This is a genomic window from Streptomyces sp. NPDC006012 (assembly GCF_042871185.1).
Taxonomy (GTDB): Bacteria; Actinomycetota; Actinomycetes; order Streptomycetales; family Streptomycetaceae; genus Streptomyces.
Genome location: NZ_JBIAIE010000001.1, coordinates 570,543 through 585,810 on the forward strand (window position 1 = coordinate 570,543; position 15,268 = coordinate 585,810).

A 15,268-nucleotide genomic window follows, 5' to 3' on the forward strand; every position below is an offset into this window, starting at 1 on the left:
CCCCAATGCTGGTGACTTAGATGTCCTCGTTCGTTGGTTGTGGTGTGGCATGGGGTGGGCAGGTCAAGTCGCCTGTGGGTGAGCGTTTGTCGGACCAGGATCGCGATCGGGGTGCTGACACGGGCGTTTCCGTCGCGGCTGGTCGACGAGGTGATCGCGGAGACCGGGCGGGGTGAGCGGCGCAGTCGTCTTTTGCCGGCCCGGGGGGTCGTGTACTTCGTGCTGGCGATGTGTCTGTTCTTCGGGCAGCCGTATGAGGAGGTGTCGCGGTTGCTGGGTGCGGGTCTGGGCGATGCGGGGCGCTCGTGGCGGGTGCCGACGACTGCCGCGATCGGGCGGGCGCGTCGGCGTCTGGGCGTTGAGCCGTTGAAGTTGCTGTTCGCGCGGGTGTGCCGTCCGGTGGCGGTGCCGGAGACGGTGGGTGCCTGGTATCGGCGGTGGCGTCTGGTGGCGGTGGACGGCACGACGTTGGACCTGGCGGACACGGCGGAGAACGACAGCTTCTTCCCCCGCCCGGGGTCCGGGCGGGGGACGGGCGCGTTCCCGCAGGCCAGGGTGGTGGCGCTGGCGGAGTGCGGGACGCACGCGGTGTTCGGTGCGGCGGTCGGGTCGTTGTCGGTGAGTGAGCCGGTGCTGTCCCGGCAGTTGTTGACCGGGCTCCGGGCGGGGATGCTGCTGCTGGCCGACCGGGGCTTTTACGGGTTCGAGCTGTGGCAGGCCGCCCGGGCCACCGGCGCGGACCTGCTGTGGCGGATGCGTAAGAGCGCGGCTTGGCCGTGGTTCAGGTCCTGGCCGATGGCTCCTGTCTCAGCGCCGTCCATGCCGAGTGGGACCGCAAGAGCCGCCGCAGCCCGGTGGTGGTCCGGGTGATCGAGTACACCCTCGCCCGCACCGGCGACGCCACCGTCTGCCGCCTGCTGACCACCCTGCTCGACCCGGAGGAAGCACCGGCGGACGAACTGGCCGCGCTCTCCGCCCAGCGGTGGGGGACCGAGACCACACTGGACGAGATCAAGACCCGCCTGCGCGGCCCGAAGCTCGTCCTGCGCTCGAAATACCCGTGGGGCGTGGAGCAGGAGATCTACGGCTTCCTCCTGGTGCACCACGCCATCCGGCAGCTGATGCACCAGGCCGCGACCGGCCAGGGCCTTGATCCCGACCGGTTCTCCTTCACCCGGTCCCTGCGGATCGTGCGCCGCCAGGTCCCGGCCCAGGCGGCGTTTTCCCCCCGGCAGACTCGCCCGGGCACTGACCCGCACCCTGGCTGAGATCGCTGAGCGCCTGCTGCCCGCACGCCGCCATCGCACCTGCCCCCGAGTGATCAGACGCAAGATGTCCAACTGGCCGCTCAAACGGGCCGAGCATCGCAACTGGACACCACCCGCACCGCACAGCATCACCATCACTCGGCGGGACAGAACTTAAGTCACCGACATTGACCCTAGCCCTCCCGTGTCCGCTCGCCGCCCGCGTTGTCAGTGGCCCGTGCGATGCTTGTCGAGATGGCCAGGAAGACCGCTCATGACGACCCTCTCGCCCCGGTGACGCTTGCCGTGGGCCAGGAGGACCTTCTGCTCGACCGTGCCGTGCAGGAGGTGGTGGCCGCCGCCAGGGCCGCCGACGCCGACACGGACGTACGTGACCTGACACCGGACCAGCTCCAGCCCGGCACCCTCGCCGAGTTGACCAGCCCGTCGCTTTTCGCGGAGCGCAAGGTCGTGGTCGTACGCAACGCGCAGGATCTTTCGGCCGACACCGTCAAGGACGTGAAGACCTATCTGGGGGCGCCGGCCGAGGAGATCACGCTCGTGCTGCTGCACGCGGGCGGGGCCAAGGGCAAGGGGCTGCTCGACGCCGCGCGCAAGGTGGGAGCGCGGGAGGTGGCCTGCCCGAAGATGACCAAGCCGGCGGACCGGCTCGCCTTCCTGCGCAGTGAGTTCCGGACGCTCGGCCGGTCGGCGACGCCCGAGGCGTGCCAGGCGTTGGTCGACGCGATAGGGAGCGATCTGCGGGAGCTGGCGTCCGCGGCGTCGCAGCTGGCCGCGGACATCGAGGGGACGATCGACGAAGCGGTCGTCGGGCGGTACTACACGGGTCGGGCCGAGGCGTCGAGCTTCACGGTGGCGGACCGCGCCGTCGAGGGGCGCACCGCGGAGGCGTTGGAGGCACTGCGCTGGTCGCTGGCGACCGGGGTCGCACCGGTGCTGATCACCAGTGCGCTCGCGCAGGGCGTGCGGGCGATCGGGAAGCTGTCGTCGGCGCGCGGTGGGCGCCCCGCCGACCTCGCCCGGGAGCTGGGGATGCCGCCGTGGAAGATCGACCGGGTGCGGCAGCAGATGCGGGGGTGGACGCCCGACGGTGTGGCGACGGCCCTGCGGGCGGTGGCCGAGGCGGACGCCGGAGTGAAGGGGGGCGGGGACGATCCCGAGTACGCATTGGAGAAAGCCGTCGTGACCATCGCGCGGGCGGCGCGGTCGCGGGGCCGGGGATGATCGGCGGCGCTGGCAGGCGGGGCCGGGGCGACCGGTCGGCCTGACGCGCGGGGCGGCGGGTCCGGGACGGGTCGCAAGCCGACCTGTGACGGACCCGAAGAGAATGTTGAAGCGGCCTCGACAGCGAAGCTTGGCCTCAGCGGCCCCGAAAACACCGAAAGCCCCGGCGCCCGCCCTGGGGAAGGGCGGTCACCGGGACCTCCGGTCAAAGCTGTCGAGCCTGTTCCCGCGTGGCGAACGCAGGCCGCGAACAGGCTCTGGGTGCCGGCCGGGAGCGGATGAGAGAGGGCCCGCTCTGGTCCGTCCGACGGTCAAGTCAGGACTGACTCAGCCCTTGAGGGACGCGACCTTGGAGGCCAGGGCCGACTTCTTGTTGGCGGCCTGGTTCTTGTGGATGACGCCCTTGGAGACGGCCTTGTCGAGCTGGCGCGCAGCGGCGCGCTGGCACTCGGTCGCCTTCTCGACGTCACCCGCGGCAGCGGCCTCGCGGGCCTTGCGGATCGCGGTCTTCAGGGAAGACTTGACGGCCTTGTTGCGCAGCCGGGCCTTCTCGTTGGTCTTGATCCGCTTGATCTGGGACTTGATGTTCGCCACGAATGAGCCTTTTCAGGTTCTGGCACGGGGCCCTGGGGTCCCGTTGCCGGTGATCTTCTGAGAGGTACCACGCGCCGAGCAGGCACGAGGCACAGCCCCTCACGGTACCAGTGGCCCCGCGGCCAGCCCAAACCCCTCCCCGGTGCCCGCCCGTGGGACCATGGAGACTACGTATCGATCCGACCCGAGGCAGAAGGCGCCTCAAGAGACAGGACCCTGCGTGCCCGCGACCCCTAAAAATGTGCCCGAGCCGAGCCGTACCGACCCGGCTCTGATCCGGAATTTCTGCATCATCGCGCACATCGACCACGGCAAGTCCACGCTTGCCGACCGGATGCTCCAGCTGACCGGCGTGGTCGAGCAGCGCCAGATGCGTGCTCAGTACCTCGACCGCATGGACATCGAGCGTGAGCGCGGCATCACGATCAAGTCCCAGGCGGTGCGTCTGCCGTGGGCTCCCACCCAGGACCCGGGCAACACGCACATCCTCAACATGATCGACACCCCCGGGCACGTCGACTTCACCTACGAGGTCTCGCGGTCGCTCGCCGCCTGCGAGGGGACCGTCCTCCTCGTGGACGCCGCCCAGGGCATCGAGGCGCAGACCCTCGCCAACCTCTACCTGGCGATGGAGAACGACCTCACCATCATCCCGGTGCTGAACAAGATCGACCTCCCGGCCGCGCAGCCGGAGAAGTTCGCCGAGGAGCTGGCCAACCTGGTCGGCTGCGAGCCCGACGACGTGCTCAAGGTCTCTGCCAAGACGGGCCTCGGTGTCGACGCGCTGCTCGACCGCGTCGTCCAGGAGATCCCGGGCCCGGTCGGCGTCAAGGACGCCCCGGCGCGCGCGATGATCTTCGACTCCGTCTATGACTCCTACCGCGGCGTCGTGACGTACGTCCGGGTCGTCGACGGCCAGCTCAACAAGCGTGAGCGGATCCGGATGATGTCCACCGGCGCCACGCACGAGTTGCTGGAGATCGGCGTCAGCTCGCCCGAGATGCTGCCGGCCGACGGCCTCGGCGTGGGTGAGGTGGGTTACCTGATCACCGGCGTGAAGGACGTCCGCCAGTCCAAGGTCGGTGACACGATCACCAGCCAGGCCAAGGGCGCCACCGAGGCGCTGGGCGGCTACAAGGACCCGAAGCCGATGGTCTTCTCGGGCCTGTATCCGCTGGACGGCTCCGACTACCCCGACCTGCGCGAAGCGCTCGACAAGCTCCAGCTCAACGACGCCGCGCTGGTCTACGAGCCGGAGACCTCCGCCGCGCTGGGCTTCGGCTTCCGCGTCGGCTTCCTCGGGCTGCTGCACCTGGACGTGGTCCGGGAGCGGCTGGAGCGCGAGTTCGGCCTCGACCTGATCGCCACCGCCCCGAACGTGGTCTACCGCGTGATCATGGAGGACGGCGTCGAGCACGTCGTGACCAACCCGAGCGAGTTCCCCGAGGGCAAGATCGACGAGGTGTACGAGCCGGTCGTACGGGCCACGATCCTCGCGCCCACCGAGTTCATCGGCGCGATCATGGAGCTGTGCCAGACCCGGCGCGGCACGCTGCTCGGTATGGACTACCTGTCCGAGGACCGCGTGGAGATCCGCTACACGCTGCCGCTCGCGGAGATCGTCTTCGACTTCTTCGACCAGCTGAAGTCAAAGACCCGCGGCTATGCCTCGCTCGACTACGAACCCACGGGCGAGCAGAACAGCTCCCTGGTCAAGGTCGACATCCTGCTGCACGGCGACAAGGTCGACGCCTTCTCCGCGATCACCCACAAGGACCAGGCGTACGCGTACGGCGTCCGGCTCGTCGCCAAGCTCCGGGAGCTGATCCCGCGGCAGAACTTCGAGGTGCCGGTGCAGGCGGCCATCGGCTCCCGGGTGATCGCCCGCGAGACCATCCGCGCCATCCGCAAGGACGTCCTCGCCAAGTGCTACGGCGGTGACATCTCCCGGAAGCGCAAGCTGCTGGAGAAGCAGAAGGAAGGCAAGAAGCGGATGAAGATGGTGGGTTCCGTGGAGGTTCCACAGGAGGCCTTCATCGCCGTGCTGTCCAGCGATGACAGCGCGGGGTCGAGCAAAGCCAAGAAGTAACGCCGGTCACTCCGGGTTACCTACCGGTATCCCGGCAAACCGGGCGCAACAGGGGCTCGTCGCGAGAAAACGCGGCGGGCCTCTACGCATGCGTAGGGTCGCTGACGGTAGGAAGTGACAGGCCGCCGCCCCTTACGTGTCGGCTGGGCGGGCTCTACTCTGATCCCTGCTCGATAGTTACTCGTGGGTTAAACAACGCCGGGCGGCGGCCCGGCGAGCCGTCCCACGGGTGCACCCAGTCACAGTGAGCCAGCCGCGTCGTAGCGGGCCCGGAGGATGTCGTGAGCGACACACAGACACTGATCGAGAACCGTCCGCCGTCCGTGGCGAACCTGTTCCTGGACCGCGTCGCGGCCACACCGGACGCCGAGGCGTACCGCTACCCGGTGCCCCCCTCCTCCGGTCAGGGGCCGGACGGCTGGAAGACGCTCAGCTGGGCGCAGGCGGCGGAGCGGGTCTACGTGATCGCCGCCGGGCTCATCGACCTGGGCGTGCGGCCCGAGGAGCGCGTCGCGCTCGCCTCCTCGACCCGTGTCGAGTGGATCCTCGCCGACCTCGCCATCCTGTGCGCGGGCGCCGCCACCACGACCGTCTACCCGCAGACCAACGTCGACGAGTCGGCGTTCATCCTCGCCGACTCCGAAAGCCGGGTGCTGATCGCCGAGGACGCGGCGCAGCTCGCGAAGGTGCAGGAGAAGCGCGCCGAGTTGTCCGACCTCACCCACGTGGTGGTGCTCGATGCGGCCGGCGTCGAGACCGGCGACGGCGTGCTCACCCTGGCCGAACTGGAGGAGCGCGGCGCCGCCTACTTGGAGAAGCACCCTGGCCTGATCGAGGAACGGGTGGCGGCGATCACCAAGGACCAGCTGGCCACCCTCATCTACACCTCCGGCACCACCGGCCGCCCCAAGGGGGTGCGGCTGCCGCACGACAACTGGTCGTACATGGCGAAGGCGATGGCCGCGACCGGCCTGCTCGGCCCCGAGGACGTGCAGTACCTGTGGCTGCCGCTGGCGCACGTCTTCGGCAAGGCGCTCACTTCCGGGCAGATCGAGGTCGGCTTTGTCACCGCCGTGGACGGCCGCGTCGACAAGATCATCGAGAATCTTCCGGTCGTCCAGCCGACCTACATGGCCGCCGTGCCGCGCATCTTCGAGAAGGTCTACAACGGCGTCGCGGCCAAGGCCCGCGAGGGCGGCGCGGCCAAGTTCCGGATCTTCCAGTGGGCGGCCGGTGTCGCCCGTGAGTACGCCAAGGCCCGTCAGGACACCTTCCGGCGCACCGGCACCGCCTCCGTGCCGTTCGGCCTGAGCGCCAAGCACAGGGTCGCCGACGCGCTCGTGTACGCCAAGCTCCGCGAGGCGTTCGGCGGCAGGCTGCGCGCCTGCGTCTCCGGCTCGGCCGCGCTCGCGCCGGAGATCGGCTACTTCTTCGCCGGCGCCGGCATTCACATCCTGGAGGGCTACGGCCTCACCGAGTCCTCCGCGGCCTCGTTCGTCAACCCCGGCGAGGCGTACCGCACCGGCACGGTCGGCAAGCCGCTGGCCGGCTGCGAGGTGCGCATCGCGGACGACGGCGAGGTCCTGCTGCGCGGCCCCGGCATCATGCAGGGCTACCACAAGCTGCCGGAGAAGACCGCCGAGGTGCTGGAGTCCGACGGCTGGTTCCACACCGGTGACATCGGCGAACTGTCGGCCGACGGCTATCTGCGCCTCACCGACCGCAAGAAGGACCTCATCAAGACCTCCGGCGGCAAGTACATCGCGCCGGCCGAGGTCGAGGGCCGGTTCAAGGCGATCTGTCCGTACGTCTCCAACATCCTCGTGCACGGTGCTTCCCGGAACTTCTGCACCGCGCTCATCGCCCTCGACGAGGCCGCCATCGTGGAGTGGGCGAAGGAGAACGGCATGGCGGGCAAGGCGTACGCCGACATCGTGGCCGCGCCCGCGACGGTCGCCCTCATCGAGGGGTACGTCAAGGAGCTCAACCAGGGACTGCAACGGTGGGAGACCATCAAGAGGTTCCGGCTGCTCCCGCGTGACCTGGACGTGGAACACGGTGAGGTCACGCCGAGCCTGAAGCTGAAGCGGCCCGTGGTCGAACGGGAGTACAAGCACCTGCTCGACGAGATGTACGCGGGCACCCGCGAGGCGTAGGCCCACACCTCGGCCACAGGAACGACCAGGGAGCGACCAGGGGAAAGCCAGACGAGAGGCCAGGGGAAGGGGAGCGGGACGCCCGGCGTCCCGCTCCCCTTCTCAGTCGTTCCGGCTTCTGTCCGTGTTCGAACACACCCGTAGCACCCCATAGCACTGTTCTCACCCATGGCGGCCCACTTCGGTAACTCCGCGCTTATGGATCCGGCCCGTCTGTCACCCTGTCGGCAACGACCGAGGGCCTAATCGTCCGAAACGCTCGGGGAGCTGGCAATGGGGGCCATACCCACGCAACGGGAGACCGAGTCCTGTGGCTTCGAGCCGTCCGCGCATCCGTCCGCGCATCCGGCCGAGCATCCACCCGCGTACTTGGCTGAGCATCCGGCCGAGCATCCGTCCGCGTATCCGGCCGGGCATCCGGCTGAGAGTCCGTCCGGGTATCCGGCCGCGCGCGGCGGAGCGGACCGGCACAGCCGGACGCACGCGACGCTGCCCGGCAGTCCGCTCGCGGCCGGCTCCGCCCGCGCACTGGTGGGCAGAGCGTTCGCCGAGTGGGACGAACTCGGCCTGGTGAGCCATGAGCGGCTGGCCGACGACGTCATGATCGTGGTGAGCGAACTCGTCACCAACGCCGTCGTGCACGCGGGCACCGACGTCGAACTGGTCTGCCGGCTGGAGGAGGACGGCGCCGTCGTCGTCGAGGTCGGCGACCACCACCCCTCGCGCGCCCCACGCGACAACGGCGCCGAAACGCCGTACGAGATCCCGGAGTACGGGCGCGGCCTGCGCCTCGTCGCCACGCTCGCCGAGTCCTGGGGCGTCACCTACCGCACCGGCGCCAAGACGGTGTGGGCGCGGCTGACGCCCGAGGGCGGGCCGTTCGCCGACGGGCGTGAGACGTATGCCGGGGAGCGCGCGCTCGCCGTCGCCGAGGTCCTGGCACCCGAGCCCCACCGGGCGGAGCGGGACCGGGACTGGCTCGGCCGCGGCGCGCTGTCCTTCCTGGCCGAGGCGTCCGACCTGCTCGCCGGGCAACTCGACGAGAACCTGGTCGCCGCGCTCACCGGCCAGCTGATCGTGCCGCGGCTCGCCGACTGGTGCGCGGTGTGGCTGGAGGACGAGTCGACCGTGCGGGGCGGCTGGGCGGAGACGGGCCTTGCCGGACCGCGGCTCGCCCGGGTCTGGCACGAGAGCGAGAACCGGATCGAGGAACTCCGCCGGACCCTGGAGAAGGACCCGCCGTGCCCCGACGGCCTGCGCTCCGGACCCGAGCCTTTCCCTTGGCCGGGCGCCGCGCTCGGCCCGCGCGCCGCACACGGCGCGGCGCTCGCCTACCGCCTGATCGCGGGCGGCCGGCCGCTGGGCACGCTGGTCATCGGGCGATGCGGGCTCACCCGTTTCCCGGACGAGATCACCGGCCTCGTCGAGGACCTCGCCCGCCGGGTGGCCCTCGCCATCGGCGCGGCCCGCCAGTACGCCCGGCAGGCCACGATCAGCGCCATCCTGCAACGCGGGCTGCTCCCCGGCGCGGTCGCCGAGATCCCGGGGCTGCGCAGCGCGCTCGTCTACGAGCCGTGCGACCAGGGCGGACCGAGCGGCGACTTCTACGACCTGTTCCCGGCCGGTGACGGCCGCTGGTGCTTCGCGATCGGCGACGTCCAGGGCAAGGGCCCCGAGGCGGCCGTGGTGATCGGCCTGGCTCGGCCCTGGCTGCGGCTGCTGGCCCGCGAGGGCTATCGGGTCGCCGACGTCCTCGACCGCCTCAACCAACTCCTCCTCGACGACGCCATGGAAGCCGCGGACGCGGCGGCCCGTGCGCTGGTGGCGGCCGGCGGCCGTCCCGTGGCCCCCGGCGACGGCCCCCAGAACCGGTTCCTCTCCCTCCTCTACGGCGAACTCGTCCCCTTCGACGGCGGTGTCCGCTGCACCCTCGCCTCCGCCGGCCATCCGCTGCCGCTGGTGCTCGGGCCCGACGGCGAGGTCCGCACGGCCGCGCATCCGCAGACCCTGCTCGGCGTCGTCGAGGACGCCACGTACACCAGCGAGACCATCGAGCTGGGGGTGGGAGACAGCCTGCTGTGCGTCACCGACGGGGTCACCGAGCGCCGGTGCGGATCCCGTCAGTTCGACGACGGCGACGGGCTCGCCCGGGCGCTGTCCGGCTGCGCCGGGCTCAGCGCCGAGCTGATCGCGGACCGGATCAGGCAGCTGGTGCACGACTTCGGCGGGCGGCCGCCGGAGGACGACCTGGCCCTGCTGGTGCTCCAGGCGGAGTGAGCGACCGGCCCCGGCCCACGAGCCGATCCGGGGCGCGAGTGGATTCGGGCCGTGAGCCGACTCGGGGCGCGCGCTGACGGGGGCCGTGAGCCGATCCGGCCCCCGAGCCGATCCGGCTCACGACCCGCTCCGGCCCACGACCCGACCAAGGCCACCGCTGTCCTGGTACGGGGACGACCAGGCCCGGGCACCGGTACGGGACAATGGACCACATGCCTTCCGCACTCCCCGACGGCGAGCCCGTCCCCGCCGACGGCGCGCTGCCCGCCTCCGCGCTCGCCGGGGCCGCCGGCCGCCCCCTCGGGTTCTACCTGCACGTCCCGTACTGCGCGACCCGCTGCGGATACTGCGACTTCAACACCTACACCGCCGGCGAACTGCGCGGCACCGGCGGAGTGCTCGCCTCCCGGGACAACTACGCGGACACCCTGACCGACGAGATCCGGCTGGCCCGCAAGGTGCTCGGCGACGACCCGCGCGAGGTCCGCACGGTCTTCGTCGGCGGCGGCACGCCGACCCTGCTGCCCGCGGCCGACCTGGTACGGATGCTGGGCGTGATCCGCGCCGAGTTCGGTCTCGCGCCGGACGCGGAGATCACGACCGAGGCGAATCCGGAGACGGTCGACCCGGCCTACCTCACGGCCCTGCGGGAGGGCGGCTTCACCCGGATCTCCTTCGGCATGCAGAGCGCGCGGCGGCACGTGCTGGACGTCCTGGACCGCACCCACACCCCCGGCCGCCCCGAGGCGTGCGTGGCCGAGGCACGCGCGGCCGGCTTCGAGCACGTCAACCTGGACCTGATCTACGGCACGCCCGGTGAGTCCGACGACGACTGGCGGGCCTCCCTGGAGGCGGCGCTCGGCGCGGGCCCCGACCACATCAGCGCGTACGCCCTCATCGTCGAGGAGGGCACCCAGCTCGCCCGCCGGATCCGCCGGGGCGAGGTCCCGATGACCGACGACGACGTCCACGCGGACCGCTACCTGATCGCGGAGGAGATCCTCACCGCGGCCGGTCTCGACTGGTACGAGGTCTCCAACTGGGCCGCCTCCGCCGCGAGCCGCTGCCTGCACAACGAGCTGTACTGGCGCGGCGCCGACTGGTGGGGCGCGGGACCCGGCGCGCACTCCCACGTGGGCGGCGTGCGCTGGTGGAACGTCAAGCATCCGGGGGCGTACGCGGCGGCCCTGGCGGCGGGCCGCACCCCGGGCGCCGGACGGGAGATCCTGTCCGACGAGGACCGCCGGGTGGAGCGGATCCTGCTGGAGCTGAGGCTGCGCGAGGGTGTCCCGCTGGACCTGCTGCGTCCCGACGGCCTCGCGGCGGCACGGCGGGCACGGACGGACGGGCTGCTGGAGGCCGCGCCTTACGACGAGGGGCGGGCAGTGCTGACACTGCGGGGGCGGCTGCTGGCGGACGCGGTGGTGCGGGACCTGGTGGACTGATCACCGTCGCGGGTGAATCGGTGCGGAACGCGGGTTCGGTCCCTGCCGTCCGGGACGTTGCCCCCTCCGTCAGACGTCACCGCCGACCGTAACGAAATCGATCAGCTCCTCCACCCGCCCCAGCAACTCCGGCTCAAGATCCTTGTACGACCGCACCCGCGACAAGATCCCCTGCCAGGCCGCCCCGGTGTTCTCCGGCCACCCCAGCGCCCGGCACACCCCCGTCTTCCAGTCCTGTCCGTGCGGTACTTTCGGCCACCCGGCGATGCCCAGGGCGGACGGCTTCACCGCCTCCCAGATGTCGATGTAGGGGTGGCCGACCACGAGCGCGTGCTCGCTCGTCACCGCCTGCGCGATCCGCCACTCCTTCGTGCCGGGGACCAGGTGGTCCACCAGGACACCGAGCCGCGCGTCCGGTCCAGGCGCGAACGAGGCCACGATGGACGGCAGGTCGTCCACGCCCTCCAGGTACTCCACGACCACGCCCTCGATGCGCAGGTCGTCACCCCACACCCGCTCGACCAGTTCCGCGTCGTGCCGGCCCTCGACGTAGATCCGCCCGGCGCGGGCCACACGCGCGCGGGCACCGGGGACGGCGACCGAGCCGGACGCCGTACGGACGGGCCGTACCGGAGCCTCCGGCGGACGCACCAGCGTCACCGCCCGGCCCTCCAGCAGGAAACCGCTCGGCTGGAGCGGGAAGACACGGTGCTTGCCGAAGCGGTCCTCCAGGGTCACCGTGCCCGCCTCGCAGCGGATCACCGCGCCGCAGAAGCCGGTACCGGGCTCCTCCACCACGAGCCCGGCCTCGGCCGGGACCTCGGGGACGGGTCTGGGCTTCTTCCAGGAGGGGGTCAGGTCAGTCGGGTATTGGCGCATTCGGATGACGATAGGAGAAGCCGCCGGGGGACGGTCACGACACGCCGGGACGTTCAGGCCACGCCGAACCGCGCGGCCAGCGCGTCCCGCTGCCCGCGCACGAACTCCGCGTCCACCACCGCTCCGTGGCCGGGCACGTACCGTGCGTCCGGGCCGCCCAGGGCGAGCAGCCGGTCCAGGGCCGCCGGCCAGCGCTCCGGCACGGCGTCCGGGCCCGCCTGCGGCTCGCCGGACTCCTCCACCAGATCGCCGCAGAAGACCACCGTCGGATCGCCCGGGACCAGTACCGCCAGGTCATGGGCCGTGTGACCGGGGCCCACGACCGCCAGCACCGCCCGTCGGCCGCCGCCCAGGTCCAGCGGCCACTCGTCCCGGACCAGGTGGCGGGGGCGGGCCAGGGCGGCCGCCGCCACGGCGGCGAGCCCCGCGTCCAGGCCGTTGTCGACCGCGTCCCGGCGTAGTTCGTCCCGCTCGCGGGTGAACACCGCGTCCACACCGGCGGCCGCGTACACCTCCGCGTCCGGGAACGCCGCGGCGCCGAAGACATGATCGAAGTGGGGGTGGGTGAGCGCGAGATGCGTCACACGGTGGCCGGCGAGTTCCCCGGCCCGCGCCCGCAGCCGCGCGCCTTCCGGCAGGCTGGATCCGGCGTCCACCATGAGCGCCGTGCCCGCCCCGAGAACCAGTCCGGCGGTGCAGTCCCACCCCGGCAGCCGGCACCGGCCCACCCCGGCGGCCACCCGCTCCCAGCCCGCCTCTTCCCAAGTCGCCCTCATACGGCGACGCTAGCGTCCGGGAGGTTCCGGGTACGAACGGACGTGACCAGCCTTGCCCGGGGCGTACCCCACGGCCGTACACTGGGCCAGGGACGCTGGCACTCCCCTGTACAGAGTGCCAGGCGAACCACCCGAAAGGCCGCGGGGACGACATTCTGGAGGTGGGCGCGAGATGCTGAGCGAGCGCAGACTCCAGGTGCTGCGCGCCATCGTCCAGGACTACGTCGGGACCGAGGAGCCGGTGGGTTCGAAGGCCCTCACGGAGCGGCACAACCTCGGTGTCTCCCCGGCCACGGTCCGCAACGACATGGCGGTGCTGGAGGACGAGGGGTTCATTGCCCAGCCGCACACCAGCGCCGGGCGGATCCCCACCGACAAGGGCTACCGGCTGTTCGTGGACAAGCTCGCGGGCGTCAAGCCGATGACCGGGCCCGAGCGGCGTGCCATCCAGAACTTCCTGGACGGCGCCGTCGACCTCGACGACGTGGTGGCCCGGACCGTGCGGCTGCTCGCGCAGCTGACCCGGCAGGTCGCGGTCGTGCAGTACCCGTCCCTGACCCGTTCGACCGTGCGGCACGTCGAACTGCTCGCGCTCGCCCCCGCGCGCGTGATGCTCGTGCTGATCACGGACACCGGCCGGGTCGAGCAGCGGATGATCGACTGCCCGGCGCCGTTCGGCGAGACGTCCCTCGCGGATCTGCGCGCGCGGCTCAACAGCCGGGTCGCGGGCCGTCGCTTCACGGACGTGCCGAACCTGGTCGAGGACCTGCCGGACGCCTTCGAGGCCGAGGACCGCGGTACGGTCTCGACGGTGCTCTCCACCCTCCTGGAGACACTCGTCGAGGAGAACGAGGAGCGGCTGATGATCGGCGGCACCGCCAATCTGACCCGCTTCGGACATGACTTCCCCCTCACCATCCGGCCCGTCCTGGAGGCGCTGGAGGAGCAGGTCGTGCTCCTCAAGCTGCTGGGCGAGGCGAAGGATCCGGGCATGACCGTGCGCATCGGCCACGAGATCGCCCACGAGGGACTCAACTCCACGTCCGTGGTGTCGGTCGGCTACGGTTCGGGCGGCGAGGCAGTCGCCAAGCTCGGCGTGGTCGGCCCGACCCGCATGGATTACCCGGGAACGATGGGAGCGGTACGCGCAGTGGCACGGTACGTCGGACAGATCCTGGCGGAGTCGTAGTGGCCACGGACTACTACGCCGTTCTCGGCGTGCGCCGCGACGCGTCGCAGGAAGAGATCAAGAAAGCCTTCCGACGGCTCGCACGCGAGCTGCACCCGGATGTCAACCCCGATCCGAAGACGCAGGAGCGGTTCAAGGAGATCAACGCCGCTTACGAGGTGTTGTCGGACCCGCAGAAGAAGCAGGTCTACGACCTCGGCGGGGACCCGCTCTCGCAGTCCGGCGGGGCCGGCGCGGGCGGTTTCGGGGCCGGTGGCTTCGGCAACTTCTCCGACATCATGGACGCGTTCTTCGGCACGGCCTCGCAGCGCGGGCCGCGTTCGCGCACCCGGCGCGGCCAGGACGCCATGATCCGGATCGAGGTCGAGCTGGACGAGGCGGCCTTCGGCACGACGAAGGACATCCAGGTCGACACGGCCGTCGTCTGCAAGACCTGCAACGGCGAGGGCGCGGCGCCGGGCACCACCGCCCAGACGTGTGACATGTGCCGCGGGCGCGGCGAGGTGTCGCAGGTGACCCGGTCCTTCCTGGGCCAGGTCATGACCTCGCGTCCGTGCCCGCAGTGCCAGGGCTTCGGCACGGTCGTGCCGACCCCGTGCCCGGAGTGCGCGGGCGACGGCCGGGTGCGCTCGCGCCGGACCCTGACCGTGAAGATCCCGGCCGGCGTCGACAACGGCACCCGCATCCAGCTCGCGGGCGAGGGCGAGGTCGGCCCCGGCGGCGGACCCGCGGGCGATCTGTACGTCGAGATCCACGAGCTGCCGCACTCCACCTTCCAGCGGCGCGGTGACGACCTGCACTGCACGGTGACCATCCCCATGACCGCCGGGGCCCTCGGCACCAAGGTGCCGCTGGAGACCCTGGACGGCCTGGAGGACGTCGACATCCGTCCGGGCACCCAGTCCGGTCAGTCGATCCCGCTGCACAACCGGGGTGTGACGCATCTGCGCGGCGGCGGCCGGGGCGATCTCATCGTGCACGTCGAGGTGCTGACCCCGACCAAGCTCGACCCCGAGCAGGAGCGGGTGCTGCGCGAGCTGGCCAAGCTGCGCGGCGAGGAGCGGCCGCAGGGCCAGTTCCAGCCCGGCCAGCAGGGTCTGTTCTCGCGGCTGAAGGACGCGTTCAACGGCCGCTGACGCGGGCTGGGCGGCGGTGCGGGCCGCGCGGGCCGAATGAGCTGAACGACCCGCCCGGGCCGCCCGAACCCCGCAGACGTACGGCCCGGCTCCCCTGCCGGGAGCGTGGGCAGCGGCCCCCGGGCGGGAGTCGTCACCCCGGGATACTCGCCCCGGCGGAGGACGTCTTCGGCCGCCGGCTGACACGAGCTGCCGGTGGCCATGACCGTCCGTTGCCGGTGGCCTATGCCAAGCC

The 15,268-nt window shown here is 71.4% G+C and carries 10 protein-coding genes and 1 pseudogene; 8 read left to right on the top strand and 3 right to left on the bottom strand.

Annotated elements, in window-relative coordinates; translation table 11 throughout:
• Positions 1-20 precede the first annotated feature (20 nt).
• Positions 21-1,268, top strand: a pseudogene (locus tag ACFYPJ_RS02430) (IS4 family transposase).
• Between the two features lie 234 nt (positions 1,269-1,502).
• Positions 1,503-2,492: a DNA polymerase III subunit delta gene (holA, locus tag ACFYPJ_RS02435; protein WP_389009155.1), complete on the top strand. Its 990-nt coding sequence runs from the start codon at positions 1,503-1,505 to the stop codon at positions 2,490-2,492.
• A 327-nt stretch (positions 2,493-2,819) separates the two neighbouring features.
• On the opposite strand, the gene rpsT is transcribed toward holA, so the two are convergent.
• Positions 2,820-3,086 carry a 30S ribosomal protein S20 gene (rpsT, locus tag ACFYPJ_RS02440; RefSeq protein ID WP_389009158.1) on the bottom strand — a complete coding sequence of 89 codons (267 nt, stop codon included), beginning with the start codon at positions 3,084-3,086 and terminating at the stop codon, positions 2,820-2,822.
• Between the two features lie 220 nt (positions 3,087-3,306).
• On the opposite strand from rpsT, the gene lepA reads away from it, so the two are divergent.
• From lepA to hemW, 4 genes are all read left to right on the top strand, one after another.
• Positions 3,307-5,175, top strand: a complete 1,869-nt coding sequence (gene lepA, locus ACFYPJ_RS02445) for a translation elongation factor 4 (protein WP_389009161.1) — start codon at positions 3,307-3,309, stop codon at positions 5,173-5,175.
• A gap of 281 nt (positions 5,176-5,456) precedes the next feature.
• Positions 5,457-7,331, top strand: coding sequence for an AMP-dependent synthetase/ligase (locus ACFYPJ_RS02450; RefSeq protein ID WP_389009164.1), 1,875 nt, complete (start codon positions 5,457-5,459; stop codon positions 7,329-7,331).
• 273 nt (positions 7,332-7,604) lie between these two features.
• Positions 7,605-9,608, top strand: a complete 2,004-nt coding sequence (locus ACFYPJ_RS02455; RefSeq protein ID WP_389009166.1) for a SpoIIE family protein phosphatase — start codon at positions 7,605-7,607, stop codon at positions 9,606-9,608.
• Between the two features lie 212 nt (positions 9,609-9,820).
• Positions 9,821-11,053: a radical SAM family heme chaperone HemW gene (gene hemW, locus ACFYPJ_RS02460; protein WP_389009169.1), complete on the top strand. Its 1,233-nt coding sequence runs from the start codon at positions 9,821-9,823 to the stop codon at positions 11,051-11,053.
• 69 nt (positions 11,054-11,122) lie between these two features.
• On the opposite strand, the gene ACFYPJ_RS02465 is transcribed toward hemW, so the two are convergent.
• Positions 11,123-11,932 carry a DUF3097 domain-containing protein gene (locus tag ACFYPJ_RS02465; protein ID WP_389009171.1) on the bottom strand — a complete coding sequence of 270 codons (810 nt, stop codon included), beginning with the start codon at positions 11,930-11,932 and terminating at the stop codon, positions 11,123-11,125.
• A 53-nt stretch (positions 11,933-11,985) separates the two neighbouring features.
• The gene (locus tag ACFYPJ_RS02470) at positions 11,986-12,708 is read right to left on the bottom strand and encodes an MBL fold metallo-hydrolase (protein WP_389009173.1); all 723 of its coding nucleotides are present in this window, start codon (positions 12,706-12,708) and stop codon (positions 11,986-11,988) included.
• Between the two features lie 172 nt (positions 12,709-12,880).
• Here ACFYPJ_RS02470 and hrcA point away from each other — a divergent pair, with 172 nt between their 5' ends.
• Positions 12,881-13,897 carry a heat-inducible transcriptional repressor HrcA gene (gene hrcA / locus ACFYPJ_RS02475; protein WP_389009176.1) on the top strand — a complete coding sequence of 339 codons (1,017 nt, stop codon included), beginning with the start codon at positions 12,881-12,883 and terminating at the stop codon, positions 13,895-13,897.
• Positions 13,897-15,033 carry a molecular chaperone DnaJ gene (dnaJ, locus tag ACFYPJ_RS02480; RefSeq protein WP_389009179.1) on the top strand — a complete coding sequence of 379 codons (1,137 nt, stop codon included), beginning with the start codon at positions 13,897-13,899 and terminating at the stop codon, positions 15,031-15,033. The genes hrcA and dnaJ overlap by 1 nt, the downstream gene beginning before the upstream one ends.
• Positions 15,034-15,268 lie beyond the last annotated feature (235 nt).